22 protein-coding genes are annotated in these 23,192 nt (G+C 65.9%); 12 read left to right on the forward strand and 10 right to left on the reverse strand.

Annotated elements, in window-relative coordinates; all coding sequences use genetic code 11:
- Positions 1 to 81 precede the first annotated feature (81 nt).
- The 3 genes from deoD to NUW50_RS16655 form a co-directional block, all read right to left on the reverse strand.
- A complete protein-coding gene (deoD, locus tag NUW50_RS16645; protein WP_258290285.1) occupies positions 82 to 786 on the reverse strand; it encodes a purine-nucleoside phosphorylase in 705 nt (234 codons plus the stop codon).
- A gap of 1 nt (position 787) precedes the next feature.
- Positions 788 to 1,096 carry an H-NS histone family protein gene (locus tag NUW50_RS16650; protein ID WP_258290286.1) on the reverse strand — a complete coding sequence of 103 codons (309 nt, stop codon included), beginning with the start codon at positions 1,094 to 1,096 and terminating at the stop codon, positions 788 to 790.
- A 152-nt stretch (positions 1,097 to 1,248) separates the two neighbouring features.
- Positions 1,249 to 3,228 carry a protein meaA gene (locus NUW50_RS16655; protein WP_258290287.1) on the reverse strand — a complete coding sequence of 660 codons (1,980 nt, stop codon included), beginning with the start codon at positions 3,226 to 3,228 and terminating at the stop codon, positions 1,249 to 1,251.
- A 204-nt stretch (positions 3,229 to 3,432) separates the two neighbouring features.
- Here NUW50_RS16655 and NUW50_RS16660 point away from each other — a divergent pair, with 204 nt between their 5' ends.
- The 4 genes from NUW50_RS16660 to NUW50_RS16675 all read left to right on the forward strand — a co-directional run bounded on the left by NUW50_RS16660 (position 3,433) and on the right by NUW50_RS16675 (position 8,658).
- Positions 3,433 to 4,851 (forward strand): 1-acyl-sn-glycerol-3-phosphate acyltransferase, encoded by a 1,419-nt coding sequence (locus NUW50_RS16660; protein ID WP_258290288.1) that lies wholly within the window; start codon positions 3,433 to 3,435, stop codon positions 4,849 to 4,851.
- Between the two features lie 112 nt (positions 4,852 to 4,963).
- Positions 4,964 to 6,256 (forward strand): crotonyl-CoA carboxylase/reductase, encoded by a 1,293-nt coding sequence (ccrA, locus tag NUW50_RS16665; RefSeq protein ID WP_258290620.1) that lies wholly within the window; start codon positions 4,964 to 4,966, stop codon positions 6,254 to 6,256.
- Between the two features lie 117 nt (positions 6,257 to 6,373).
- The gene (locus NUW50_RS16670) at positions 6,374 to 7,927 is read left to right on the forward strand and encodes an ATP-dependent DNA helicase (RefSeq protein WP_258290289.1); all 1,554 of its coding nucleotides are present in this window, start codon (positions 6,374 to 6,376) and stop codon (positions 7,925 to 7,927) included.
- Positions 7,924 to 8,658 carry an SDR family oxidoreductase gene (locus NUW50_RS16675; RefSeq protein WP_258290290.1) on the forward strand — a complete coding sequence of 245 codons (735 nt, stop codon included), beginning with the start codon at positions 7,924 to 7,926 and terminating at the stop codon, positions 8,656 to 8,658. The genes NUW50_RS16670 and NUW50_RS16675 overlap by 4 nt, the downstream gene beginning before the upstream one ends.
- Positions 8,659 to 8,689: 31 nt before the next feature.
- Here NUW50_RS16675 and NUW50_RS16680 read toward each other — a convergent pair whose 3' ends face one another.
- Both NUW50_RS16680 and NUW50_RS16685 read right to left on the reverse strand, forming a co-directional pair.
- Entirely contained in the window at positions 8,690 to 10,609 is a 1,920-nt protein-coding gene (locus NUW50_RS16680; RefSeq protein ID WP_443135115.1) for a serine hydrolase, read from the reverse strand.
- A 206-nt stretch (positions 10,610 to 10,815) separates the two neighbouring features.
- Positions 10,816 to 11,520, reverse strand: a complete 705-nt coding sequence (locus NUW50_RS16685; protein ID WP_258290291.1) for an HAD family hydrolase — start codon at positions 11,518 to 11,520, stop codon at positions 10,816 to 10,818.
- A gap of 107 nt (positions 11,521 to 11,627) precedes the next feature.
- Here NUW50_RS16685 and clpS point away from each other — a divergent pair, with 107 nt between their 5' ends.
- From clpS to NUW50_RS16710, 5 genes are all read left to right on the forward strand, one after another.
- Positions 11,628 to 11,951 (forward strand): ATP-dependent Clp protease adapter ClpS, encoded by a 324-nt coding sequence (gene clpS / locus NUW50_RS16690; protein WP_258290622.1) that lies wholly within the window; start codon positions 11,628 to 11,630, stop codon positions 11,949 to 11,951.
- A gap of 10 nt (positions 11,952 to 11,961) precedes the next feature.
- Complete coding sequence (locus tag NUW50_RS16695) at positions 11,962 to 12,939, forward strand: class I SAM-dependent methyltransferase (RefSeq protein ID WP_258290292.1); 978 nt, start codon at positions 11,962 to 11,964, stop codon at positions 12,937 to 12,939.
- Between the two features lie 47 nt (positions 12,940 to 12,986).
- Entirely contained in the window at positions 12,987 to 13,817 is an 831-nt protein-coding gene (locus NUW50_RS16700) for an SDR family NAD(P)-dependent oxidoreductase (protein ID WP_258290293.1), read from the forward strand.
- A gap of 87 nt (positions 13,818 to 13,904) precedes the next feature.
- Positions 13,905 to 14,780: an oxygen-dependent coproporphyrinogen oxidase gene (hemF, locus tag NUW50_RS16705; RefSeq protein WP_258290294.1), complete on the forward strand. Its 876-nt coding sequence runs from the start codon at positions 13,905 to 13,907 to the stop codon at positions 14,778 to 14,780.
- A gap of 28 nt (positions 14,781 to 14,808) precedes the next feature.
- Positions 14,809 to 15,426 (forward strand): LysE family translocator, encoded by a 618-nt coding sequence (locus NUW50_RS16710; RefSeq protein ID WP_258290295.1) that lies wholly within the window; start codon positions 14,809 to 14,811, stop codon positions 15,424 to 15,426.
- Positions 15,427 to 15,435: 9 nt separating this feature from the next.
- Here NUW50_RS16710 and hemE read toward each other — a convergent pair whose 3' ends face one another.
- Positions 15,436 to 16,461 carry a uroporphyrinogen decarboxylase gene (gene hemE / locus NUW50_RS16715; RefSeq protein WP_258290296.1) on the reverse strand — a complete coding sequence of 342 codons (1,026 nt, stop codon included), beginning with the start codon at positions 16,459 to 16,461 and terminating at the stop codon, positions 15,436 to 15,438.
- A gap of 76 nt (positions 16,462 to 16,537) precedes the next feature.
- On the opposite strand from hemE, the gene hemC reads away from it, so the two are divergent.
- Entirely contained in the window at positions 16,538 to 17,473 is a 936-nt protein-coding gene (gene hemC, locus NUW50_RS16720) for a hydroxymethylbilane synthase (RefSeq protein ID WP_443135116.1), read from the forward strand.
- A gap of 42 nt (positions 17,474 to 17,515) precedes the next feature.
- On the opposite strand, the gene NUW50_RS16725 is transcribed toward hemC, so the two are convergent.
- The 3 genes from NUW50_RS16725 to NUW50_RS16735 are packed head-to-tail and all read right to left on the reverse strand — an operon-like array spanning position 17,516 to position 20,476.
- Positions 17,516 to 18,928, reverse strand: coding sequence for an FAD-binding oxidoreductase (locus NUW50_RS16725; RefSeq protein ID WP_258290298.1), 1,413 nt, complete (start codon positions 18,926 to 18,928; stop codon positions 17,516 to 17,518).
- A 55-nt stretch (positions 18,929 to 18,983) separates the two neighbouring features.
- Positions 18,984 to 19,355, reverse strand: coding sequence for a methylglyoxal synthase (locus NUW50_RS16730; RefSeq protein WP_258290299.1), 372 nt, complete (start codon positions 19,353 to 19,355; stop codon positions 18,984 to 18,986).
- Positions 19,352 to 20,476 (reverse strand): FAD-dependent oxidoreductase, encoded by a 1,125-nt coding sequence (locus NUW50_RS16735; protein ID WP_258290300.1) that lies wholly within the window; start codon positions 20,474 to 20,476, stop codon positions 19,352 to 19,354. Before NUW50_RS16735 ends, NUW50_RS16730 begins: the two co-directional genes overlap by 4 nt.
- A gap of 327 nt (positions 20,477 to 20,803) precedes the next feature.
- Between NUW50_RS16735 and NUW50_RS16740 the strand changes: the two genes are divergently transcribed.
- Positions 20,804 to 21,442, forward strand: a complete 639-nt coding sequence (locus NUW50_RS16740; protein ID WP_258290301.1) for a hypothetical protein — start codon at positions 20,804 to 20,806, stop codon at positions 21,440 to 21,442.
- Positions 21,443 to 21,466: 24 nt separating this feature from the next.
- Here NUW50_RS16740 and NUW50_RS16745 read toward each other — a convergent pair whose 3' ends face one another.
- Complete coding sequence (locus NUW50_RS16745) at positions 21,467 to 22,228, reverse strand: DUF1013 domain-containing protein (RefSeq protein WP_258290302.1); 762 nt, start codon at positions 22,226 to 22,228, stop codon at positions 21,467 to 21,469.
- A gap of 141 nt (positions 22,229 to 22,369) precedes the next feature.
- On the opposite strand from NUW50_RS16745, the gene NUW50_RS16750 reads away from it, so the two are divergent.
- Positions 22,370 to 23,020, forward strand: coding sequence for a ribonuclease T2 (locus tag NUW50_RS16750; RefSeq protein WP_258290303.1), 651 nt, complete (start codon positions 22,370 to 22,372; stop codon positions 23,018 to 23,020).
- The last annotated feature ends 172 nt before the right edge of the window (positions 23,021 to 23,192 follow it).

Consider the following 23,192-nt stretch of genomic DNA (forward strand, 5'->3'; position numbering starts at 1 on the left):
GCGGGCCGGACCGGCGAAGGGCTGCGGCGTCCGTCGCACGGTCGGGCCGATGCGAGACTCAATGCGGAATAAGCGGACGGCTCAGCTGAATGCGGCTGTCAGCGCGATCTCGACCATATCGCCAAAGCTCTTTTCGCGCTGGTCCGAGGGCAGGGCCTCATGTGTTTGCAGATGGTCCGAGACCGTCAGCACCGCCAGTGCCCGCACGCCATGGCGCAGGGCCAGCGTGTAGAGCTCCGCCGCCTCCATCTCGACACCAAGGATGCCGTGCCTTGTCATCTGTTCGGTCAGATCAGGCCGTTCGTCGTAAAATGTATCCGACGAATAAATTCCGCCGACATGAATTGGCACCGCTTTGGCCCGCGCCGCCCGTTCGGCAGCGGCCAACAGTTGCCAATTCGCGGATGGGGCAAAATTGACCTCGCGGAAAATTGTGGCGGACGGAGAGGAAACCGTACTCGCCGTCATTGCGAGAATAACGTCGCGGAGTTTTACCTCTGGTTGCATTCCGCCACAGGAGCCGATCCGGATCAGCGTCCGCGCCCCATAGTCCCGAATCAGTTCATTCACATAAATCGAGAGTGAGGGCATCCCCATTCCCGAACCCTGAATGGTAACCCGATTCCCGTTCCAGGCGCCGGTAAAGCCGAGCATTCCCCGCGTTTCGTTCACGCAGGTCGCATCCGTCAGGAAGGTCTCGGCCGCCCATTTCGCGCGATAGGGGTCGCCGGGCAACAACACCGTTTCGGCGATTTCACCCGGCTTGGCCCCGATATGGACGGTCATCTCAGATTGCGAAGTCGGACAGGGACTTACCCGCCGCCAGGCCGGCCTTGATCCAGCCAGGCTGACGCCCGCGACCCGACCAGGTTTGCGACGGGTCGGCCGGATTGCGATATTTCGGAACGCCCTTGGTCTTGTCGGCCTTGCCGCTCAGCAGATCGGACAGGCTGAAACCATGCTTGCTGGCCGCTTCTTCGGCGGCTTTGCGGGCTTCGGCCCGGCGCCGCGATGCAAGAGTGGAAATCGCTTTGTCCACCTGCGCCCGAAGCTCCTTCAGTTCGGTATCAGACATTTTGTCCAGGTCGATCTTCATTGCAGTCTCCAATTGGAATTTCTTCCAATAATGCACTGCCGACTTGCAGTCTGCAATACGAAAACAATGGGTTCCCCCACAGTAATTCAACCAGAATGTTTCATTCTATGAAACTTCAATAGAGACTACGCATGGGGGCCGAGGATATCCCGTTACTCGGCTGCAATTGGCGATGTCTCCACGATATCCAGGATATCATACATTATGTCATTCAGTGCGAAGTCTTTCGGCGTGTAGATACGGGCTACGCCCATTTCGGAAAGGCGTCTGGCATCCGGGTCGGGGATGATGCCGCCGACGACGACCGGGATGTCCAGGGCGGCAGCCCGGAGCCGGTCCAGAACTTCGGCGACCAGGGGCAGGTGGCTGCCGGACAGGATCGACAGGCCGATGGCATGGGGCTGCCGTTCGCGGGCGGCCTCGACGATCTCTTCGGGGGTGAAGCGGATGCCGTCGTAATGGATGTCCATGCCGGCGTCCCGGGCCCGCGTCGCAATCTGCTCGGCACCGTTGGAATGACCGTCCAGCCCCGGCTTGGCGATCAGGAAGCTGAGTCTCCGGCCAAGCCTGTCCGAGACGGCATCGACGCGGGCGCGCAGGTCCTCCAGCCCCTCGGTGCGGTTGGACCGGCCGGCGGAGACACCGGTGGGCGCCCGGTACTCGCCGAAGGCGGCGCGGATGACTGCGCCCCATTCGCCGGTGGTCACGCCCGCGCGGGCGGCAGCAATCGAAGGCGGCATGATGTTGGCGCCCGAGGCTGCGGCGTCGCGCAAAGTCGCCAGTGCCGCCGCAACTGCCTGCGGGTCGCGGCCGGAGCGCCATTCGGTCAGCCTGGCGATCTGGTCGGCCTCGGCCGCCGGGTCCGCCTGCATGATGGCGCCATCGCCGGTGGTCAGGGGGGAGGGTTCGGCCTCCTGCCAACGGTTCACCCCGACCACGGTGGTTGCACCGCTTTCTATGCTGGCGATCCGCGCGGCATTCGATTCGACCAGCCGCGATTTCATGTGCTCGATGGCCGCGACCGCGCCTCCCATGGCGTCGATCTGCGCCAGTTCGGCCCGTGCGCCCTCTTTCAATTCCGAAACCTTGGCCGCGACCACCGGATTGCCGTCAAAGAGGTCGCCATACTCCAGAAGGTCGGTTTCATAGGCCAGGACCTGCTGCATCCGCAGCGACCATTGCTGATCGAAGGGGCGCGGCAATCCCAATGCCTCGTTCCAGGCCGGAAGCTGCACGGCCCGGGCGCGGGCATTTTTGGAAAGCGTCACGGCCAGCATTTCCAGCAGGATTCGATAGACGTTGTTTTCGGGCTGTTGCTCGGTCAGGCCCAGGCTGTTGACCTGAACACCATAGCGGAAGCGCCGGTATTTCGGGTCGGTAACGCCATATCGGGTCTGGCAGATCTCGTCCCACAATTCGACAAAGGCCCGCATCTTGCACATCTCGGTGACAAAGCGGATGCCGGCGTTGACGAAAAAGCTGATCCGGCCGACCATTTCCGGGAAGTCCCCGGGCGCCACCTTCCCTTGCAGGTCATCCAGCACCGCTGTCGCGGTCGCCAGGGCATAGGCCAGTTCCTGCTCGGGCGTCGCTCCGGCCTCTTGCAGGTGATACGAGCAGACATTCATCGGATTCCATTTCGGCATTTCCGCGCGGGTCCAGGCGGCAATGTCGGTGATCATCCGAAGCGAGGGTTTCGGGGGCGAGATATAGGTGCCGCGCGACAGGTATTCCTTTATGATGTCGTTTTGCACGGTGCCCTGAAGGGCGGCCACATCGGCCCCCTGTTCCTCGGCCAATGCCACATAAAGCGCCAGCAGCCAGGGCGCGGTGGCATTGATGGTCATCGAGGTGTTCATCTTCTCCAGCGGGATCGCATCGAAGAGGGCCCGCATGTCGCCCAGGTGATTGACCGGCACGCCGACCTTGCCGACCTCGCCCCGCGCCAGCAGATGATCGCTGTCATAGCCGGTCTGGGTCGGCAGATCGAATGCGACCGAAAGCCCGGTCTGGCCGCGTGCCATGTTCGCGCGATACAGCGCGTTCGACGCGGCGGCAGTGGAATGCCCGGCATAGGTGCGAAACAGCCAGGGCCGGTCCTTTCTCTGGCCGTCCTCGGGTCTCTCGGTCATTGCGGCACCTCTTGCGGTTGCGGGTAATTTTGTTGCGTATTGTGATTTATCTGAGAAAGATAAAGCCAAGTCAATTCGCTGCGTTGCGGCAATGGTGATGCCCGTGGCCGGCCCGCCATGCCCTGTGGCTCTTGTTTCGGCTTTCGTGCCCCGCGTCGGGACATCGCTTTACCCAAGGTCGCGAAGCTGCCACCCTTCGAAGCTATGTTTCGAACTGTCGAGCTTCCTCTCTGGCTTCTGGTTCTGATCCTCGGCTTTGCCTTGGTGACCTTCGCCTCGCATTTCCTGTTCCCCTCGGTGCGCTGGTTCTTCCGGCGCAGGGCCGAGGCGGCGGTGGCGCGGTTGAACAAGAGGCTGGCCCGGCCGATCGAACCGTTCAAGCTGGCCCGCCGCCACGACACGATCCAGCGGCTGATCTATGATCCGGGGGTGATCGAGGCGGTGGCCGAACGCGCGTGCGAGGCCGGTATCCCGCAGGAAGTGGCCCATCAGGAGGCCCGGCGCTATGCCCGCGAGATCGTGCCCGCTTTCTCGGCCAGCGCCTATTTCGGTTTCGGCACCCGGGCGGCGCGCTGGTTGAGCCGGATGCTCTATCGGGTCCGGATCGGCCATGTGGACGAGGCCGGGCTGGCCGCGCTCCCCGAGAATGCCACCGTGGTCTTCGTGATGAACCATCGCTCGAACATGGACTATGTGCTGGTCACCTATCTGGCCGCACAGCGCAGCGCGACGCTCAGCTACGCGGTCGGGGAATGGGCCCGGGTCTGGCCGCTGTCGGTGCTGATCCGCTCGATGGGCGCCTATTTCATTCGGCGCTCGTCGCGCAATGCACTCTATCGCCGGGTTCTGGCGCGCTATGTTCAGATCGCCACTGCCGAGGGAGTGACCCAGGCGGTCTTCCCCGAAGGCGGGCTGTCGCTGGATGGCCGCGTGGGGCGCGCGAAACTGGGCATCCTGTCCTATGTCGCAGGTGCCGAGGCGCCGGGGCGCGAGGTCTGGTTCGTCCCGGTGGCGCTCAACTACGATCGGGTCATCGAGGACCGGTTTCTGGTCGCGGCCCATCGATCCGGAAAGCGGCGGTTTCCGGTCCCGGTGCTGAGAACGCTGGGCTATGTGCTGCGGCGTCTGTGGCAGAAGCTGCGCGGCACCTTCCTGCGTTACGGCTATGTGGCCGTCAGCTTCGGGGCGCCGATTCCGCTGGCAGCTTATCGCGGCAAGGAGGCTGGCGATGCGACCGCCGAACTGGCCGAAGATCTGATGCAGAGGATCCGGGAGCTGGTGCCGGTGCTGCCGGTGCCGTTGCTGGCCCGGGTTCTGCTGCGGCACGGCGACATGGACCGCAAGGCGCTGGAGGCTGCCTTTGCCGCGGATGTCGAGCAATTGCGCGCCAACGGGGTCTATGTCCATGTGCCCCGCGGCTCGATCGGGCTGGCGGTGCGGCTGGCGCAAGAACACCTGGTTCTGCGCGGCGTGCTTACCGAGGACGGAGACGTCACCCGGATCACCGAGCGGGACCTGCCGCTGCTGGCGTATTACGCGGCGTCGATCGCGCATCACTTCCCCGATCCGGCTGCCGGTGTCGCTGCGCCCGCAAAGGAGAATGCTGCATTCGCAGGGTCATAATATTTCAAAAATAGACGATTATGTGTTGCAAAGTTTCGTCGAGGATCGTATCTGACGTGGAGCCGCCGTGATTCTGCGCCGCGGCACTGCGTGGGAGTTGCCGATGAACGCCATGACTCTGGAACAAGCTCAGGCCCCGATGCCCTATGAGGCCCCGGTGAAGGATCTATACCGCGTCGGCGAGATGCCGCCCCTGGGCCATGTGCCCAGGCAGATGCACGCCTGGGCGATCCGGCGCGAGCGGCATGGCGAGCCGGACAAGAGCTTTCAGTTGGAAGTCGTGGATACGCCCAGAATCGACAGCCACGAAGTGCTGGTTCTCGTGATGGCGGCGGGGGTCAACTACAACGGCGTCTGGGCCGGCCTCGGGATTCCGATCAGCCCCTTTGACGTGCATGGGGCCGAGTATCACATCGCCGGCAGCGACGCGGCAGGCGTGGTCTGGGCGGTGGGCGACAAGGTCAAGCGCTGGAAGGTGGGCGACGAGGTCGTCATCCACTGCAACCAGGACGACGGTGATGACGAGGAATGCAACGGCGGCGATCCGATGTTCTCGCCGAGCCAGAGGATCTGGGGCTACGAGACCCCGGATGGTTCCTTCGCCCAGTTCACCCGGGTGCAGGCGCAGCAGTTGATGCCGCGACCGAAGCATCTGACCTGGGAAGAAAGCGCCTGCTACACGCTGACGCTGGCCACCGCCTACCGGATGCTCTTCGGCCACAAGCCGCATGAATTGAAGCCGGGCCAGAACGTCCTGGTCTGGGGCGCAAGCGGAGGGCTCGGTTCCTTTGCAATCCAGCTGATCAATACCGCGGGCGGCAATGCGATCGGGGTGATCTCGGAAGAGGACAAGCGCGATTTCGTCATGGGGCTCGGCGCCAAGGGGGTCATCAATCGCAAGGACTTCAACTGCTGGGGTCAGATGCCCAAGGTGAACACGCCCGAATACAAGGCATGGTTTGCCGAGGTCCGCAAGTTCGGCAAGGCAATCTGGGAGATCACCGGCAAGGGCGTGAATGTCGACATGGTCTTCGAACATCCCGGCGAAGCGACTTTTCCGGTCTCGGTCTTTGTCGTTGCAAAGGGCGGCATGGTGGTGATCTGCGCCGGGACGACCGGCTATAACCTGACGCTGGACGCGCGCTATCTCTGGATGCACCAGAAGCGCGTGCAGGGCAGCCATTTTGCCAATCTCAAGCAGGCCAGCGCGGCGAACCGGCTGATGGTCGAGCGGCGGCTGGACCCCAGCATGTCCGAGGTCTTTCCTTGGGCCGAGATTCCTGCGGCACATGTGAAGATGCGCAAGAACTTGCACAAGCCGGGCAACATGGCGGTGCTGGTGCAGGCGCCGGTGACCGGGTTGCGGACGATCGAGGACGTGATCGAGGCCGGCCGCGAAGGTTGAACATGGGGGCGCCCTCGCACCGGCAGCCGGAGCTGCCGCGTCGAAAACGTCCCTGCGCCGACCCGATCGTATCGCCTGCGCTGGCGTCCGCCCCGCCGCCGCCCTATGGTCGCCGTCATGTCCTCCGACCTGTCCAGTCCCGCCGCCGCAACCCTCACCTTTTCCGAGGATCAGGCCGAGGCCTATGATCGGGTGGCCGAGCTTCTGGCCAGTGCCGGGATCGACCTTGCCGATGGCAGCCTGACCCCGGCGCAGGAAGGCGGATCGCGCGTGCTGGCGGTGGTCGGGCGGGCCGGATCGGGCAAGACCCTGCTGCTGGCCGAGCTCTGCAAGGCGCTGAACGCCGCCGGTGTCGATACCGTCTCGGGCGATTGGGAGGGGCGCCGCCGCCGCGACCGGCGCACACTGGCGATTCTGGCGCCGACCAACAAGGCCGCCAGCGTGCTGCGCAGCCGCGGCGTTCCCGCGACGACGATCCACCGCATTCTCTACACGCCGGTCTATGCGCCGGAGTATGAAGCGATTGCCGAATGGCTGGCAGGGCAGGGCGAAAAGCCCGAGGTCGAGGTGCTGACCGAAGCCGCGCTCGACCGCGCCTACGGTTTCTACCAGTCGGTGAAGTCGATCCCCGGCGCATTGATGGCCGCCGGGCTGCGCGGTTCGGACTTCATCACCGGCTGGAAGCGTCGCGACGATCCTCTGGATGTCGGCTTCGTCGATGAAAGCTCGATGCTGGACGAACGCCAGTTCAAGGATCTGCAAGAGATCTTTCCGGTCCTGGTACTGTTCGGCGACCCGGCGCAGCTGGCGCCGGTCGGCCAGTCGGGCGAGATGATCTTTGACCGTCTGCCCGACAGCCGCCGGCTGGAACTGCACCGGGTCCACCGGCAAGAGGCCGACAGCCCGATCCTTGATCTGGCGCATGCGCTGTCGGACGACAGCCTGCGGTTCGATGATTTCGAGGCGATGATCCGCGATGTCGCTGCCCGGGACGACAGGGTGGTGATGGCCGAGAGGGTGGAAAGCGATCTGATGGCCCGGTCGCCGGTTCTGGTCTGGCGCAACACCACGCGGATTCGGCTGATCCAGGCTTTCCGGCAGGCCTTCGGCTGCCCGCCGGATGCGTTGCTGCCGGGCGAGCCGCTGATCTGCGACGGCATCGAACTGCCGCTGAAGCACCGCAAGAAGCGCATTGATCTCGAAGCGCGCGGCCTGATCAAGGGGGCCCAGGTCATCTATCGCGGCGAAGGCAGCCGCCCGGGCTTTGCCCGTCTCTATGTGGTCGGGGCCGAAGACCCGCAGGTCTCGGTCGCGGCGATTGTCAAGATCGAGCTGCCGGGCGAGGAGGAACCCTTCATCCCGCATGCCGCGACCATGGGTGCGGCCTTCCTGCATGGGGCGGCGGTGACGATTCACAAGGCGCAGGGCAGCCAGTGGGAGGTGGTGCAGGTCTTCGCGCCCGATCTCTGGGCCGCCGCGCAGTCGGGGCGGATCGAGGCCGGGTTGCCGCTTTGGAAGCGGCTGGCCTATGTGGCGATCACCCGGGCCGAAAAGCGCCTGCTCTGGGTGGTGCGCAACCGGCTGGCGGTGCCGACGGCGCCGCTGGGGACGGCGGACCTGGTAAAGGTGTCTGCGCCGCTGAAACTGGGTGGAATGGAGGAGGAAACATGAAGAGCATCATCATCACGGGCGCCAGCGGCGGGATCGGCAAGGCCACGGCGCTGGCCTTTCTCGAGGCCGGCTGGACCGTCGGCTTGCTGGCCCGGAATGCCGCGAAACTTGACGAGCTGGCCGCGGATCATCCCGCGGCGCATGCGCTTCCCTGCGATGTGACCGATGTCGATCAGGTCGAGGCCGCCTTTCAGGATTTTGTCGGGAAAGTCGGCCATCTCGACGTGCTGTTCAACAACGCCGGGCGCGGCGCGCCGCCGCAGACCATCGACGAGATGGACCCCGAGGTCTGGAAGGCGGTGCTGGATGTCAACCTGACCGGGATGTTCCTATGCGCCCGCGCCGCCTTCCGGGTGATGCGGCACCAGAAGCCGCAGGGCGGGCGGATCATCAACAACGGCTCGATTTCGGCGGTGATGCCACGGCCCGGCGCGGCACCCTACAACGCCACCAAGCACGGCGTGCTGGGGCTGACCAAGACATTGTCGCTGGACGGGCGGCCCTTCGATATCGCCTGCGGGCAGATCGACATCGGCAATGCGCTGACCGAGATGACGGCGCGGATGGCCGGAGGCGTGCCGCAGGCCGATGGCAGCCGCAAGCCCGAGCCGACGATGGATGTCTCGAATGTCTCGGCGTCGGTGCTGCACATGGCCGGACTGCCGCTGTCGGCCAATGTCCAGCAACTGACGGTTATGGCGACCAAGATGCCCTATATCGGCCGGGGCTGACCGGGCCGGCCGCTCGCGCTTCGGGTCCGGCTCAGCCGGGCCCGAGCGTGGTGCATTGCACGTTGCGGGCGATCAGCCGCTGGCAGGCCAGGTTGGCCATGTCCTTGCTCATGCCAAGAAAATTGGCATCGAAGCCGGTCTTGGTCCGCTTCACCTTGCGCAGGGCCTCGTCCAGTGTCGAGATCTCTTGCAACGCGGTGGTGAGCAGGACCCGCTCGGCCTCGTATTGCGAGCCATAAGTGCCGACATTGATTCCCCAGTGCCGCCCGCCCGAAGTCGAGAGCCGCGTCACGACCACAGGTTCGGAACGCTGGTTATCGAAGGATTCGGGCTCGATGCTGGCCAGTTCCACGCGCGGGGTCGGGCCGTTCGCGGGTTTGGCGTAATGGGTCCCGTCGCGGTCTTCGGCGCCGATCGGGGCAACGGCGGACTGGCCGGTCGGGGGGGCTTCGGACTCGGCCAGCAGCGCCAGTTCGGCCTTGTCGTCGGCAGAGCCGCCCACGGTGTCGGCTTCGGCGACCTCGAGCTCGGGCACGACGAACTTCGGCTGAGGCGCGGTCTTGACCGGGGTTTCGCCCTCGGGGCGCGGCGGCGGGGCGATGGCGGCTTCGGCCACCAGAACCGGGCTTTCGGCCTCGGTGGCCGGGGCCAGATCAGGCTCGGGCGTTTCCGGTTCAAGGGCGGCGAGCACGGCGGCGTCGGCCTCGTCCTTGGTGGCGACCAGCTTCGCGTCGGGGTCCTCGGCGGCGGCCAGAACCGCCTGCAACGGATCGTCCTTGGCCAGTTCCGCCAGGGCGGCGACGATCTCGCGATGTGGGCGCGGCGGGGCGGGTGAGGTGGCCAGAGGGGCCGCATCGGTCGGCGCCGAGGCGACGGCCTCTTCCTGCACGGCTTCCAGGGTTTCCTGAATGCCGTCCTGGATCGCGGCCAGCATTTCCTCGGAAGGCTCCGGCACCGCCGGGGCAGGGCGCCAGTGCGGCCGCGGGCTGCGTGTCACCGCGCCCGAAACCCGGATCGACTTGGCCGCAGCGCCCTTGCTGGACCCCTTGCCAGATCCCGCGACCACCACCGGCCCGTCAACTTTCGAGTAATCCGGCTTCTTCGGCTTCTGCACCTTGACGTGCGACGGCGCCTTCTTGAAGCCGAGGTCCAGCAGTTCGGCGACCTTGGCATTGCGCGCTGCGGTCGAGGTGCCGCCGAAGACGGTGGCGATGATCCGCTTGTTGCCGCGCTTTGCCGATGCGACCAGGTTGAAGCCTGCTGCAACCGTATAGCCGGTCTTGATCCCGTCCGCGCCCTTGTAGGAGTTCAGGAACCGGGCGTTGGTCGAATTGACCGTGCGCCCGCCGGCGTCGGCCGAGCGGCGCGAGAACAGGTTGTAGTATTCCGGGAAGTCGTAGAACAGGTGGCGGCCGAGGTTGGTCATGTCGCGCGCGGTCGAAAGGTGTCCCTTTTCGGTCAGCCCGTTGGCGTTCTTGAAGGTGGTGCGGGTCATGCCCAGGGCTGCGGCGGTGCGGTTCATCCGGCGGGCAAAGGCGGCTTCCGAGCCTTCGATCGCCTCACCGATCGCGGTGGCGCAGTCGTTGGCCGACTTGATCGCCGCGGCGCGGATCAGATAGCGCAGCTTGATCTTCTGCCCCGCCCGCAGCCCCAGTTTCGACGGCTGTTCACTGGCAGCGTGGGCCGAGACCGTGACCAGGGTATCAAGGCTGATCTCGCCGTTCTCGATCGCTTCGAAGGCGATGTAGAGCGTCATCATCTTGGTCAGCGAGGCCGGATGCAATCTGGTGTCGGCATTGGTGGATTGCAGCACCTGCCCGGTGCGCGCATCCATCACCATCGAGGCGAACGGCGCCGCCAGCGCCATCTGCGCCGACAGAATCAGGGCGAAGGTCAGGACCAGGAATGCGCGAAACGAGCGCACCGAAAAGGTTGCGTGTCGGACTGACATTTACTGCCTCGTTCCGGGCAGCTCGTTGGCGGCCCGTGATTATGATTGGGCTCAGCGTAACATATGGCATTTGTTCGGAAAACACCTCAGTCCCGCATCGGCGCAAAAAGTCCGAACGTGATCGTCCCCGATCTGGTAGGCTCGCAGGGGCCAAATACCAGATCGGGTATTGTGGCGGCTTTGTGGCAACAATGTGGTCGGAATCGTCAGCCGATCTCGGCGACCAGACGGGGCAGTGCGCCGAGGTCCTGAATCACATGGAACCGGTCATGCCCCGGGTCGGGCGGTTCGGCATGTTCCAGGGCCCAGCCCAGGTCATGCGGTACATGCACGCCATGTGCCCCGGCCTCGATCGCCGGCAGGACGTCGGATTTTATCGAATTGCCGACCATCACCGCCCGTTCCGGCCCGTCGCCATGCTGTGCGAAGATCCGGTCGTAGGTGGCGCGGTGCTTGTCCGAGACGATCTCGACGGCATGAAACATCTCGCCCAGCCCCGATTGCGCCAGCTTTCGCTCCTGATCCAGCAGGTCGCCCTTGGTGATCAGCACGATCCGGTGACTGTCGGCCAGGGTCTCGACCGCCTCGCGTGCATGGGGGAGCAGTTCGACCGGGTGGCGCAGCATCTCCTGCCCGGCGGCGATGATCTCGCGGACCACCGGGGCGGGCAGGGTGTCGCCGGTGACATCCAGTGCGGTTTCGATCATCGACAGCATGAAGCCCTTGATGCCGAATCCGTAGTGGCCGATGTTGCGGCGCTCGGCGTCCAGCAGCCGCTGGTCGAGATGCTCGGGGTCCGCATGGTCGGCCAGAAGCTCGGCAAACCGGGCCTGGGTCAGCCGGTAGAAGCTCTCGTTCTGCCACAGCGTGTCGTCTGCATCGAAACCGACGGTTGTGATACGGTCGCTCAAATCCCGCGCGCCCCCTTTTCAGCCCGGCCCTTGCGCCTATATAGTCTGCTCGATCCGCAGTTCGCTATTGTCCGAGAGTCGATTTGTCCCTTCTGACCTTCAAAGCCATGGCTGGCAATGACCGGCGCGACAGCGACGATGATCTGGGTGTGGTGCTGGAGACCCGGCCCAAGACCCAGCGGCCGCCGCTGTACAAGGTGATGATCCTCAACGACGACTACACGCCGATGGAATTCGTCGTGCATGTGCTGGAGCGGTTCTTCGGCCTCAGCCATGCCCAGGCCTTCGAACTGATGCTGACGGTCCACAAGAAAGGGCTGGCGGTGGTCGGCGTGTTCTCGTTCGAAGTTGCCGAAACCAAGGTGGTTCAGGTGATGGATTTCGCCCGCCGGCATCAGCACCCTTTGCAATGCACGATGGAAAAGGAGTAAGGGCGGCAGGATGACCGCTCTGCGACTTGCCCATGCCCTGGAGACCGGGGCGCTTGCCCTGCCGGAAGGCCGCATCGCGGTCTTCGCGCCGCGGGTGGGCGACATGCTGCCCTTTGGGCCGGACGTGGCGCAGGTCATCACCGGCGGCAAGCCGGAACGCGACTATTTCGCCGAGCGCGGATATGATTGCCAGCGGGTGCCGAGCGGCGCGTTTGCCGCGGCGCTGGTTCTGGTGCCACGATCGCGCGAGCGGGCCCGTGGGCTGATCGCCACCGCCGCTGCCCTGGGCTGCCCGGTGCTGGTGGAGGGCAACCGCACCGATGGAATCGATGGCCTGCTGCGCGACCTGAAATCCCGGGTGGCCGGGCTGGAGAATGTGTCCAAGGCGCATGGACGGGTGATCTGGTTCGATGCCGGGGCCGATCTGGCCGACTGGGCCAAGGCGGCGCTGCCGCGTCAGGTCGGGCCGTGGTGGACGGTGCCGGGGGCCTTCTCGGCCGACGGGCCGGACCCGGGGTCCGAGGCACTGCTGGCCGCACTGCCGCAGCTGAAGGGCAGGGTGGCCGATCTGGGCGCCGGCTGGGGATTTCTGGCGGCGGGGGTGCTGGCGGCGTCGCCGGCTGTCAGGGAACTGCATCTGATCGAGGCCGATGCCGATGCGCTGGACTGTGCCAGGCGCAACCTGTCCGATCCGCGTGCCAGCTTTCACTGGGCCGATGCGCTGCGCCCGCTGCCGGGTGCTCCTTTCGATGTGGTGGTCTCGAACCCGCCGTTTCACACGACCCGCGCCGCCGATCCGGGGCTCGGCCGCGCATTCCTGGAGGCCGCCGCGCGGTCACTGACCCCGCAGGGCACGCTCTGGCTTGTTGCGAACCGGCATTTGCCCTATGAATCCGCCTTGTCCGAGGCCTTCATCGGGGTTGAAACGCTGCCCGGCACGCCCGCGTTCAAGATCATCCGCGCCAGCCGTCCCAAGCGGCGGCGCTGAGAAACGCACCCTTCCCAAGCACTAGCAATAGATTCTGGACCAAGCTCATGAGCTTTTCGATTTCCGGCAAGACGGCGATTGTCACCGGTGCCGCAGGTGGTGTCGGTCTGGCCATCGCGCGGCACTTCGTGGCGCAGGGCGCCAATGTTGTCTTCTCGGACGAGGATGAGGCGGCGCTGGAGGAAGCCATCGGCACCGCAGGCGACACCGACGCCGACGCCAAGGGCGAGGGGGCGCACACACGGGCCTTTTCCGCCGACCTGCGCTCGAAACTGTCGATCGCCAATCTGCTGTCCTCGACCATCGACGCCTTCGACCGGGTCGACATCCTGGTCAACGCGGCCCGCGAGGTGGTCCGCTCCGAGGCGCTGGACCCCGATCAGGATATGGTGATGCCGATGCTCGAGGCCAACCTGATGCCGGCCCTGCGGCTGAGCCAGGCGGTCGCCAAGCGGATGATCGGCCAGGCCGAACGCGAGGGCCGGACAGAGGGCACGATCGGGACCATCGTCAACCTGTCGTCGATTTCTGCGCAGCGGACCTTCAAGGGGATGATGGGCTATTCGGTGGCCTCGGCTGCGCTGGACCAGTTGACCCGCAGCCTGGCCGTGGCACTGGCGCCGAACCGGGTGCGGGTCAACGGGCTGGCCTTTGCCTCGGTGCTGTCGAATGCACTGGGGGTGGCGATGCGCGAGCAGGAAGGCCTGCGCGAAGCGGTCATCGCCGCGACCCCGGCCGGGCGGATCGCCAATCCGACCGAGATTGCCGAGGCCGTGCATTTCCTGGCATCGGATGCCTCTGACTTCGTCGTCGGCCAGGTGCTGGTCGCGGATGGCGGTCGGTCGCTGCTGGACACGGTGCGGGTGGTTCACAGCTAAGCGCATGGCCCGAGCGGGCCGGGGCGGAATGTCCCTTTGGCAAGCCGTGATCCATTTGCTAGGCAGGCCCCGAACCCAGGAGCCGATATGTCCGATATGAATGCCGAAAAGACCCGCGCCGCGGCCTGGTTCCGCAGCCTGCGCGACCGCATTGTCGCTGCTTTCGAGGAACTGGAGGACGGCCACGGCTCCGGCCCGCTTTCCGACCAGCCTGCGGGCCGGTTCGATGTCTCGGAAACCCGGCGCGGCACCGATGGCGGCGGCGGGCTGATGAGCGTGATGCGCGGCGGAAGGGTCTTCGAGAAGGTCGGGGTCAACGTCTCGGAAGTGCATGGCGTGCTGGGCGACAAGGCACAGAAGGCCATGGCGTCGCGCGGAGTGCCGGGGATCGAGGAGGACGCCCGGTTCTGGGCATCGGGAATTTCCCTGGTGGCGCATTTGCAGAATCCGCATGTTCCGGCGGTGCATATGAACACGCGGATGTTCTGGACTCCCGGGGCCTGGTGGTTCGGCGGCGGTGCCGATCTCAATCCATGCCTGCCGGTCGAAGCCGACACCGCGCATTTCCACGCCGCGTTGCAGGCCGCCTGCGATGCCCACGGGCCCGATCTCTACACCCGTTTCAAGGACTGGGCCGACGAGTATTTCTTCATCCCGCACCGGGGCCGGGCGCGCGGTGTCGGCGGGATTTTCTATGACGACTACAACACTGGCGATTGGGAAGCGGATTTCGCCTTTACCCGATCGGTCGGAGAGGCGTTCCTGCCCGCATTCCAGCCGCTGGTCGTCAAGCATCGGGCCGAGCCGTGGGACGCGGCCGACAAGGAAGCGCAGCTGATCCATCGCGGGCTCTATGCCGAATACAATCTGGTTTATGACCGGGGCACGAAATTCGGCCTGGAAACTGGCCATGACGCCAATGCAGTGCTGATGAGCCTGCCGCCGCTGGCCAAGTGGATCTAGCCGTGACGCGCCCCGCGGACGGCCCGAAATGACCGATCCGGCGGGGCTCTGGCTGTTTATCCTGACATCGGTGGTGATCGAACTCACACCCGGTCCGAACATGGCTTGGCTGGCCGTGGTCGCGGCGTCCAAGGGCCGGCGGCCGGGTCTTGCTGCGGTGGCCGGGGTGGCGCTGGGGCTGCTGGTGGTGGGGCTGGCGGCGGCGCTGGGACTGGCGGCGATGATCCAGGCTTCGCCCGCGCTCTACCAGACCCTGCGCTGGGGCGGGACGCTGTGGCTGCTCTATCTGGCCTGGGATGGCTGGCGCGATGCCGATGCCGAGAACACCCAGACCGAGGGCTGGCCGATGGCCCGATATTTCCGGCGCGGGCTGGTGACCAACCTGCTGAACCCGAAGGCCGCCGTGTTCTTTGTCGCGGTGTTGCCGGGCTTCGTCGATCCGACCGGGCCGGTGGTACAAGAGACCGTCACCCTGTCCCTGATCTTCGTGGCGGTGGCGACAAGCATCCATGCCTCGATCGTCATGCTGGCCGCCGCCGCCCGCGTCCTGCTGACCGACCCCATGCGTGAACGCCTGCTGCGGCGCGGGCTGAGCCTGCTGCTGGCCGGAATCGCCGTCTGGTTCGCCTGGACCACCAAGGGCTGACCCGAGGACTTAGCCGCGCAGGGTCTCGACCAGCAGGGCGACATTCGCCGGATCGGCATCGGGGGTGATCCCGTGCCCGAGGTTGAAGATATGCGGCCCGCCCGAAAAGGCGTCGCGAATCCGGCGGACTTCCGAGACCAGCGCTGCGCCGCCGGTGACCATCCGCTTCGGGTCCAGATTGCCCTGCACGCAGCCATCGACCTGCAGATGCTCGGCGGCCCATTGGGCCGAGACCGAGGTGTCCAGCGCCAGGCAGTCGGCGCCGGTGGCGCGGGCGAAGCCCTGATATCTCGGCCCGGCCTCGCGCGGGAAGGCAATGACCGGCAGGCCGGGGTGCAGGCGTTTCAGCTCGGCAATGATGCGCCTGGTCGGCGCTAGCGCGAAATCGTCGAAATCCTGCCCGTGCAGCGACCCGGCCCAGCTGTCGAAGAGCTTGACCACCTCGGCGCCGGCCTTCACCTGCTCGGAGAGATAGAGCACCGTCGCATCGGCGATCCGCTCGATCAGTGCCGCGAACGTGGCGCGGTCGGCGGTCTTCAGCGCATGCGCCGGGGCCTGGTCCGGAGTGCCGCGACCTGCAATCATGTAGGTGGCGACAGTCCAGGGCGCCCCGGCGAATCCGATGAAGGCGGTTTCCGGGGGCAGGGCGGCGGCCACCTGGCGGACTGTCTGATAGATCGGCGCCAATGTGTCATGGATTGCATCGGCCGGTTTCAGGCGGGCTAGATCGGCGGCGCTGGTGATCGTGGACAGGCGCGGACCTTCCCCGGTCTCGAACCACAGATCGGCGCCAAGCGCCTGGGGCACCAGCAGAATATCCGCAAACAGGATCGCGGCGTCGAGACCGAAGCGGCGAATCGGCTGCAGCGTGACCTCGGTGGCGAGGTCGGGATTGTAGCAGAGCTTCAGGAAATCCCCGGCCTCGGCGCGGGTGGCGCGGTATTCCGGCAGATAACGCCCGGCCTGGCGCATCAGCCAGACGGGAGGGACGGGCAGGGTTTCGCCAGCAAGGGCGCGGAGAAGCAGCTTTGTCATCCGCCTGACCTGTCTGGGACGCGGCATTTTGTCAACTTCCGTTGAACGGACCTCTTGTCGCGGCTATTGGGGGCGGATGCAGATGCCAGACCCCAAACACCCGCTGAAGATCGGCACCCGAGGTTCGCCTCTTGCTCTGGCGCAGGCACATGAAGTGCGCGACCGGCTCGGCAGTGCCTGGGGGCTGGAACCGGCGGCTTTCGAGGTCGTCGCGATCTCGACCCATGGCGATCGGGTGCAGGACCGCAGCTTGCGCGATCTCGGCGGCAAGGGGCTGTTCACCGGAGAGCTCGAGGCGGCGCTGTTCGCCGGCGCGGTCGATATCGCCGTGCATTCGACCAAGGACACTGCGGTTGTGCAGCCGGTCGGGCTGGTGCTCGACTGCTTCCTGCCCCGCGAGGATGTGCGCGATGCCTTCGTCTCGCCCCGGCACCGCGCAATTGCCGATCTCCCGCAGGGCGCGGTTGTCGGCACCTCGTCGCTGCGGCGCCGGGCGCAATTGCTGGTCCGGCGGCCCGATCTGCAAGTGGTCGAGTTCCGCGGCAATGTGCAGACCCGGCTGCGCAAGCTGAACGATGGCGTCGCCGAAGCGACCTTTCTGGCGATGGCCGGGCTGAACCGGCTGGGACTCATGGGCACCATCCCGGCGGTTCCGGTCCCTGTGGACGACCTGTTGCCAGCGGTGGCCCAGGGAGCGATCGGGGTGGAGCGGCGGGCCGATGATGCGGTCGCGGCGCGATTGCTGGAAGTGCTGCATGACGATCGGACCGGGCAATGCCTGGCCGCCGAGAGGGCGTTCCTGGCCGAATTGGACGGGTCCTGCCAGACCCCGATCGGCGGGCTGGCGGAGATCGACGGCGGCACCCTGCGGCTGCGCGGCGAGATCCTGCGCACCGACGGGTCGGAGGTTCAGAGCGGCGAGGCGTGCGGTGCGGTCGAGGATGGGCCCGGGATGGGGGTCGAGCTGGCCCGCGATCTGCTGAGCCGGGCCGGGCCGGGGTTCTTCGCCTGACGCCAGCGCCGGACTTGCGCCGGGGCCACGGCCCGGTCGCGATCACTCCGGGGGCAGCACCTTGCCCGGGTTCATCAGCCCCTTCGGGTCCAGCGCGGTCTTGATCGTGCGCATGACGTCCAGCGCCAGCCTGTCCTTGCGCCGCGCCATCGAGGGCAGCTTGCTGATGCCGATCCCATGCTCGGCCGAGAATGAGCCGCGCAGGCTGGAGACAATCTCCTCGACCATCTCGCGCACCTCGTCGATCCGGTCCGGGTCGGTGAAGGTCGGCAAGACGGTGTAATGAAGGTTGCCATCGCCGAGATGGCCGACGACAAAGATCGTGGCGCCGGGGTCCAATGCCTTCAGCCGCTCTCTGGCCGTGTCCAGAAACTCTTCGACCAGGTGAAGCGGCAGGCATATGTCGTTGTCGATCTTGTTGATCCCGCCGGCCACCAGCTCCGCCGCCGTTTCCCGCATCGACCAGAGCTTCTTGCGCTGCGCCTCGGATGTGGCCACGACGGCGTCCTGAATCAGCCCCTCGGCGGCGGCGCTCTCCAGGATTTCGGTCAGCATCGCCGTCACCGGCAGGGTGCCGTCCGGGCCGGGCAGGACATCGCGGGGCGCGGTCGCGCCGATCTCGACAAGGATCGAGACCTTGGTGTCGGCGGCCAGCGGCGAGGCCAGTTCGGGTTTCATTCGGGCCAGCCGTTCCATGTAGTTGTCGGGCATGTATTCGAAGGCCTCTACCGCACCGCCCGAGGCATCCTGCAACCGGTTCAACAGCGTGCGCGCCGGAGCCAGGCTGTCCATCGCCACCAGGGCGGTGGCATAGGCGCGCGGCTTCGGGAACAGTTTCAGCACCGCTGCGGTGATGATGCCCAGGGTGCCCTCGGCGCCGATGAATAGGTCCTTCAGGTCATAGCCGGCGTTGTCCTTGTGCAGTTCGCTCATCAGGTTCATCACCCGGCCATCCGCCAGCACGACCTCCAGCCCAAGGGTCAGTGCCCGCGTGTTGCCATAGCGCAGGACATTCGAGCCTCCGGCATTGGTCGAGAGGTTGCCGCCCAGCATGGCCGATCCGCGGGCCCCGAAGAACAGCGGAAAGACCAGGCCCTCGGCATCGGCGGCCTCATGGAGACGGGACAGCACCACGCCGGCTTCCGCTATGGCGATCCGGGTGTCGCTTCGCAGTTCGCGAATCCGGTTCAGCCGTTCCAGCGACAGCATCACCTGGCCCTCGGCCGTGGTAGCGCCGGTCAGTCCCGTGTTGCCGCCGATCGGCACCACCGCGATGCCGTGCGCATGGGTGAAGGAGAGACAGCGCGAGACCTCTTCGGTCGAGCCGGGGCGCAGCACCGCAAGTGGTCGGGTCGGGTACTGCCCCATCCAGTCGGTGCCATAGGGGGCCGCATCGGTCCCGGTCAGGACATGTGACGGGCCAAGAATGGCGCTCAGTTCGGCGATAAGATCCATGGTGTGCCTCCTGACCGTCGAGATAGGGCGAACACCGGTGGAAAGACCAGCCCCCTCAGTCCGGCAGCAGACCGGCCAGCACCAGATCGGCGGTCGAGGGCGACATCGCCAAGGGTATGTCATAGAGCACCGCAAGCCGCAGCAGCGACTTCACATCGACATCATGCGGCAGCGAGGACAGCGGATCGGTAAAGAAGATCAGCGCATCCAGCCCGGCCTCGGCGATCCGGGCGCCGAGCTGGGCGTCGCCGCCGAAGGGGCCGGACTTCATCCGCTCGACAGGCAGGCCGGTGGTTTCGGCCACCAGCCCGCCGGTGGTCCCGGTGCCGCAGAGTGTCGCCTGCGCCAAACGGTCGCGATGCCGTCGGACCCAGGCCACCATGTCATCCTTCTTGGCGTCATGCGCCACCAGCGCGATAGTTTTCAAGCCCGTCTCCCCGCGTTCTGTCTGCATTCCGGATCGACCCGGCCCAGCACCGCCTCGGCAGCCAGCCGGCCCAGTTCATCGCCCGACTTGGCGCCGCGCGCGCAGCCCGCCGTCGCCACCGTCAGCCGGTCGGACAACCGGTCGATCAGCGGCCGGTCTCCCGGCGCGAAACTGACCGCGCAGGCCTCGGTCCGGGTCGCCTCGATCCGCAGATCGGGCATCAGGTTGCCGAGCAGCGCCTCCAGATGTGCGGCGACCTCGGCCAGCCCGGGGCTGCGGAACCAGTCGTCCAGCTCCTCCCGGGCCAGCGGCAGGTCACGCGGGTCGCCGCCGATCTTCAGCCAGAGCCCGCCGTCCGGATAGCGGATCGGTGGCATCAGATAGGGCTCGCGCTGCATCGCGTCCTGCATCACCAGGGTCGGCATCCCCGCCAGCCGGGCGGCCTCATCGGGTGAGACCCGCAGGAACATGACGGTGCGGGCATAGACCGAGACCGGCAGCGGCTCATCGATGAGCGACCGGGACCAGGCCCCGGCGGCCAGCAGGGCATGATCCACGGTCAGGCTGCCCGAACGGGTCTCGATCTCGACCCCTCCGGCACCCTGGCGAAGAGCGGTGGCCGCGTCCGGCAGCAACTCGGCGCCCTGGGCCCGGGCAATGGCGATCTCGGCCCGGACCAGATCGCGCGGGTTCAGCCAGCCGGCGCCGGTGGCCTCATGGTAACCGGTGAAGTCCTTGGGAAACCGGAAAAAGGGGAAGCGTTCGGCCAGCGCGGCGCTGTCCAGCACTTCGACCGGAACCTGCATGTCCTGCCGAACCCGGTCCGCCTCACCCATCAGGGCGCCATCTCTCGATCCGGCCATCATGCCGCCTGTCTCGTGGAAGAAGCGGATGCCGCTGGCGCTTTCGATCTGGCGAAACCTCGCAATCGAGGCGGTCTTGATCCGGCACCAGAACGGCGAATGGTCCAGGGCCCGGACCAGGCGGCCCTGATCGTGGTGGCTGGCAAAATATCCGGCGCCTTCGGGCGGGCCGATCAGCACCACCTGCTGACCGGATGCCGACAGGTGCCGCGCCGCCGCAGCCCCGACCGGCCCGTTTCCCACCACTGCAATCCGCATGGCCACCTGTCCCTTCCCTTTCGGAATCCTAGCCCAGCAGCCGCGAAAGGAAAGCCCGGACAACCGCTGCGGCGCAAATTCGGCGCAGGGGAGTTGGCTGCCCCTCTGGAGCGGGGCCAATTGGCATTTCAAAGTTTCTTGGAATCAATTCTCTGAAAATCCCGTTGAATTTCTGCCGCTTTCAAAACACGGTCGATTGACTTGCACAAAACGGCGAATTGACCTAATTCTCCGGCCCACACCGCCAGGACACAAAGTTGTCGTGGTGATTGATGGGAAAAAATTCTCAACGTGTCGACTGCTGAAAAACCTTCGAACGCCGCTCCCTTGTCCAAGCGCCAGGCCGCGAAGCTGCGGACCCAGAAAAGCCTGCTGGCCGCCGTGCGCGAGATGACGGCCGAGGGCGCGCCGCTTTCGATCGCCGCCGCCGCCCGGCGCGCCGGGATCGGCGTGGCGACTGCCTATCGCTACTATTCCGACCTCGACACCCTGCGCTCGGATGCGGCGCTGGATCTGCGGATGGACGAAGGGCAGCCGGATTTCCTGGCCGAGTTCGAGCGTCGGGTGGCCGGGATCAGCGACCCGGAAGAGCGGCTGGTGATTGCCCAGAGACAGATGATCGGATTTGTCGAAGGCAACGATCTGGACTACCGGATGTTCATCGCCAAGGCCCAGGAACAACATGTCCGCGAGGCCGCGCAGGGCGTGAGGACCGTGCCCAAGGGGGGGCGGCGGCTGATGATGATCAGGGCCGCGCTATCCGAGGTCGAGGCCGACTGGCCCGAGGATTTGTACCGGGATCTGGTGCGTTCGCTGCTGCTGATCACCGGGCCGGAACCCTGGCTGATCCTGCGCGACTACGGCAATCTGGCGCCGGACGAGGTGCATGCCGTCAATGAACAGGCCGTGCGCGACCTCTACCGCGCACATTTTGCGCGGATGCAGGAAAGGACCGGGCAGGCCTGAGGCTGCAACCCGGTCGGTCCGTTCTCAATCCTCGTCGTCTTCGTCGTCGTCCGATTTGCCCGGCAGGTTGAAGAAGCTGTCGGCGTCGGGCACGTCCTTGCGCGCTTCGTCGTTGTCGTCCTCTTCGCTGGACTTCGTCAGCGAAAAGGTTTCGAGCCCTGCAATCGCGGTCGGCAGCTTCGGTTCCGGCGGCATCCCCAGCGACTGTTCGGTCGAGACCAGCTTGCGCCGCTCGTCATCCGACATCACCGTCCCGGCGGCGGATTTCTTGGCGGCGGCCTTCTGCACGGCGGCATCCAGTTCGGACTGCTTGCACAGGCCCAGGGCAACCGGGTCGATCGGCTGGATGTTGTTGATGTTCCAGTGGGTGCGTTCCCGGATCGACTGGATTGTCGGCTTGGTGGTGCCGACCAGCTTGCCGATCGCACCATCGGACAGTTCGGGGTGAAACTTGACGAGCCAGAGAATCGCGGCGGGGCGGTCCTGACGTTTGGACAGCGGGGTATAGCGCGGGCCGCGGCGCTTTTCCTCGCCGACTGCCGAAGGATTGAACTTCAGCTTCATCTTGTAGTTCGGATCGGCCTCGCCCTTCTTGATCTCTTCGGGATCGAGCTGGCTGTTGGCTATCGGGTCGAAGCCCTTGACGCCCGCGGCCACGTCGCCATCGGCGATGCCCTGCACTTCCAGCTCGTGCATGCCGCAGAATTCTGCGATCTGCTTGAAGCTGAGCGTGGTGTTGTCCACCAGCCAGACGCAGGTGGCGCGGGCCATGATCGGTTTGTTCATCGCGGGTCTCCTTCGACAAGTCCCCTTGGGAGGCAAATCTTTCCCGGGCCGGGAAAACGGCTGTTCCGCTGTGGAACCTTACCTCGTTTTCAGGGAAGTTGGGCTGATATAATCCTGCAAGTGCGATGAGGGAAGAGGGAAATGCGACAGATCCGGCGGCTTCTTCTGCTCATTAGCGCCGTTTGGGCGGCCGCGCCGCTCTGGGCCGAGGGCGAGCGGGCCGGGGATTTCGATTATTACGTGCTCTCGCTGAGCTGGTCGCCGACCTGGTGCGCGCTGGAAGGCGACGCCCGGCACTCGCCGCAATGCGATGCCAGCGAGGACTTCGGCTGGGTGCTGCACGGGCTCTGGCCGCAGGACGAGGACGGCGGCTATCCAAGCTACTGCCGAACTCCGAAACGGGACCCCAGCCGCGCCGAGACGGCGGCGATGGCCGATATCATGGGCACCGACGGAGCGGCCTGGTACCAGTGGAAGAAACATGGCCGCTGTTCGGGCCTGAGCGCGGGCACCTACCTGGGCGCCGCCCGGCTGGCCTATGGGGCGGTGAAACGGCCCGAGGTGTTCCGCAAGCTGCCGCGGGAGGTGACACTGCCTGCCTCGGTGGTCGAGCAGGCCTTCCTGAAGGCCAATCCGAAGATGACGCCCGACATGATCACCGTGACCTGCAAGGCGGGCCGGATTCAGGAGGCACGGATCTGCCTGACCCGAAAGCTCGAACTGCGCGATTGCGGCGCCGGCGTGGACCGCGACTGCACCCTGGAGGACGCGCTGCTGGAGCCGATTCGCTAGCCTGCGGCCCGGTTCGGGCTCCACCGGAGCCCTCGCCGTCCCGCGTCGGGCCCTGCCCTCGCGGGGGGCCGTCTGCCCTCCGATCCCCCCGAGAGTATTTCCGAGGCAAAGACCGGGGCGGGATCAGGAGATCGTTAACCCTGTCGCGGCATCCTGGCGGCGCTGAACAGGC

It is taken from the genome of Frigidibacter sp. ROC022, from assembly GCF_024723735.1.
Classification (GTDB): Bacteria; Pseudomonadota; Alphaproteobacteria; order Rhodobacterales; family Rhodobacteraceae; genus SLM-1.

Bases quoted from the DNA above. Each gene is read 5' to 3' on its own strand.
- hemC (WP_443135116.1), top strand. From the start codon at position 16,538: ATGCAGATGCCAGACCCCAAACACCCGCTGAAGATCGGCACCCGAGGT.
- NUW50_RS16650 (WP_258290286.1), bottom strand. From the start codon at position 1,096: ATGAAGATCGACCTGGACAAAATGTCTGATACCGAACTGAAGGAGCTT.
- deoD (WP_258290285.1), bottom strand. From the start codon at position 786: ATGACCGTCCATATCGGGGCCAAGCCGGGTGAAATCGCCGAAACGGTG.
- NUW50_RS16745 (WP_258290302.1), bottom strand. From the start codon at position 22,228: ATGAACAAACCGATCATGGCCCGCGCCACCTGCGTCTGGCTGGTGGAC.
- NUW50_RS16700 (WP_258290293.1), top strand. From the start codon at position 12,987: ATGAGCTTTTCGATTTCCGGCAAGACGGCGATTGTCACCGGTGCCGCA.
- hemE (WP_258290296.1), bottom strand. From the start codon at position 16,461: ATGACAAAGCTGCTTCTCCGCGCCCTTGCTGGCGAAACCCTGCCCGTC.
- NUW50_RS16695 (WP_258290292.1), top strand. From the start codon at position 11,962: ATGACCGCTCTGCGACTTGCCCATGCCCTGGAGACCGGGGCGCTTGCC.
- NUW50_RS16655 (WP_258290287.1), bottom strand. From the start codon at position 3,228: ATGACCGAGAGACCCGAGGACGGCCAGAGAAAGGACCGGCCCTGGCTG.
- clpS (WP_258290622.1), top strand. From the start codon at position 11,628: ATGGCTGGCAATGACCGGCGCGACAGCGACGATGATCTGGGTGTGGTG.
- NUW50_RS16725 (WP_258290298.1), bottom strand. From the start codon at position 18,928: ATGGATCTTATCGCCGAACTGAGCGCCATTCTTGGCCCGTCACATGTC.
- NUW50_RS16710 (WP_258290295.1), top strand. From the start codon at position 14,809: ATGACCGATCCGGCGGGGCTCTGGCTGTTTATCCTGACATCGGTGGTG.
- hemF (WP_258290294.1), top strand. From the start codon at position 13,905: ATGTCCGATATGAATGCCGAAAAGACCCGCGCCGCGGCCTGGTTCCGC.
- NUW50_RS16680 (WP_443135115.1), bottom strand. From the start codon at position 10,609: ATGTCAGTCCGACACGCAACCTTTTCGGTGCGCTCGTTTCGCGCATTC.
- NUW50_RS16675 (WP_258290290.1), top strand. From the start codon at position 7,924: ATGAAGAGCATCATCATCACGGGCGCCAGCGGCGGGATCGGCAAGGCC.
- NUW50_RS16735 (WP_258290300.1), bottom strand. From the start codon at position 20,476: ATGCGGATTGCAGTGGTGGGAAACGGGCCGGTCGGGGCTGCGGCGGCG.
- ccrA (WP_258290620.1), top strand. From the start codon at position 4,964: ATGACTCTGGAACAAGCTCAGGCCCCGATGCCCTATGAGGCCCCGGTG.
- NUW50_RS16750 (WP_258290303.1), top strand. From the start codon at position 22,370: ATGCGACAGATCCGGCGGCTTCTTCTGCTCATTAGCGCCGTTTGGGCG.
- NUW50_RS16670 (WP_258290289.1), top strand. From the start codon at position 6,374: ATGTCCTCCGACCTGTCCAGTCCCGCCGCCGCAACCCTCACCTTTTCC.
- NUW50_RS16660 (WP_258290288.1), top strand. From the start codon at position 3,433: ATGTTTCGAACTGTCGAGCTTCCTCTCTGGCTTCTGGTTCTGATCCTC.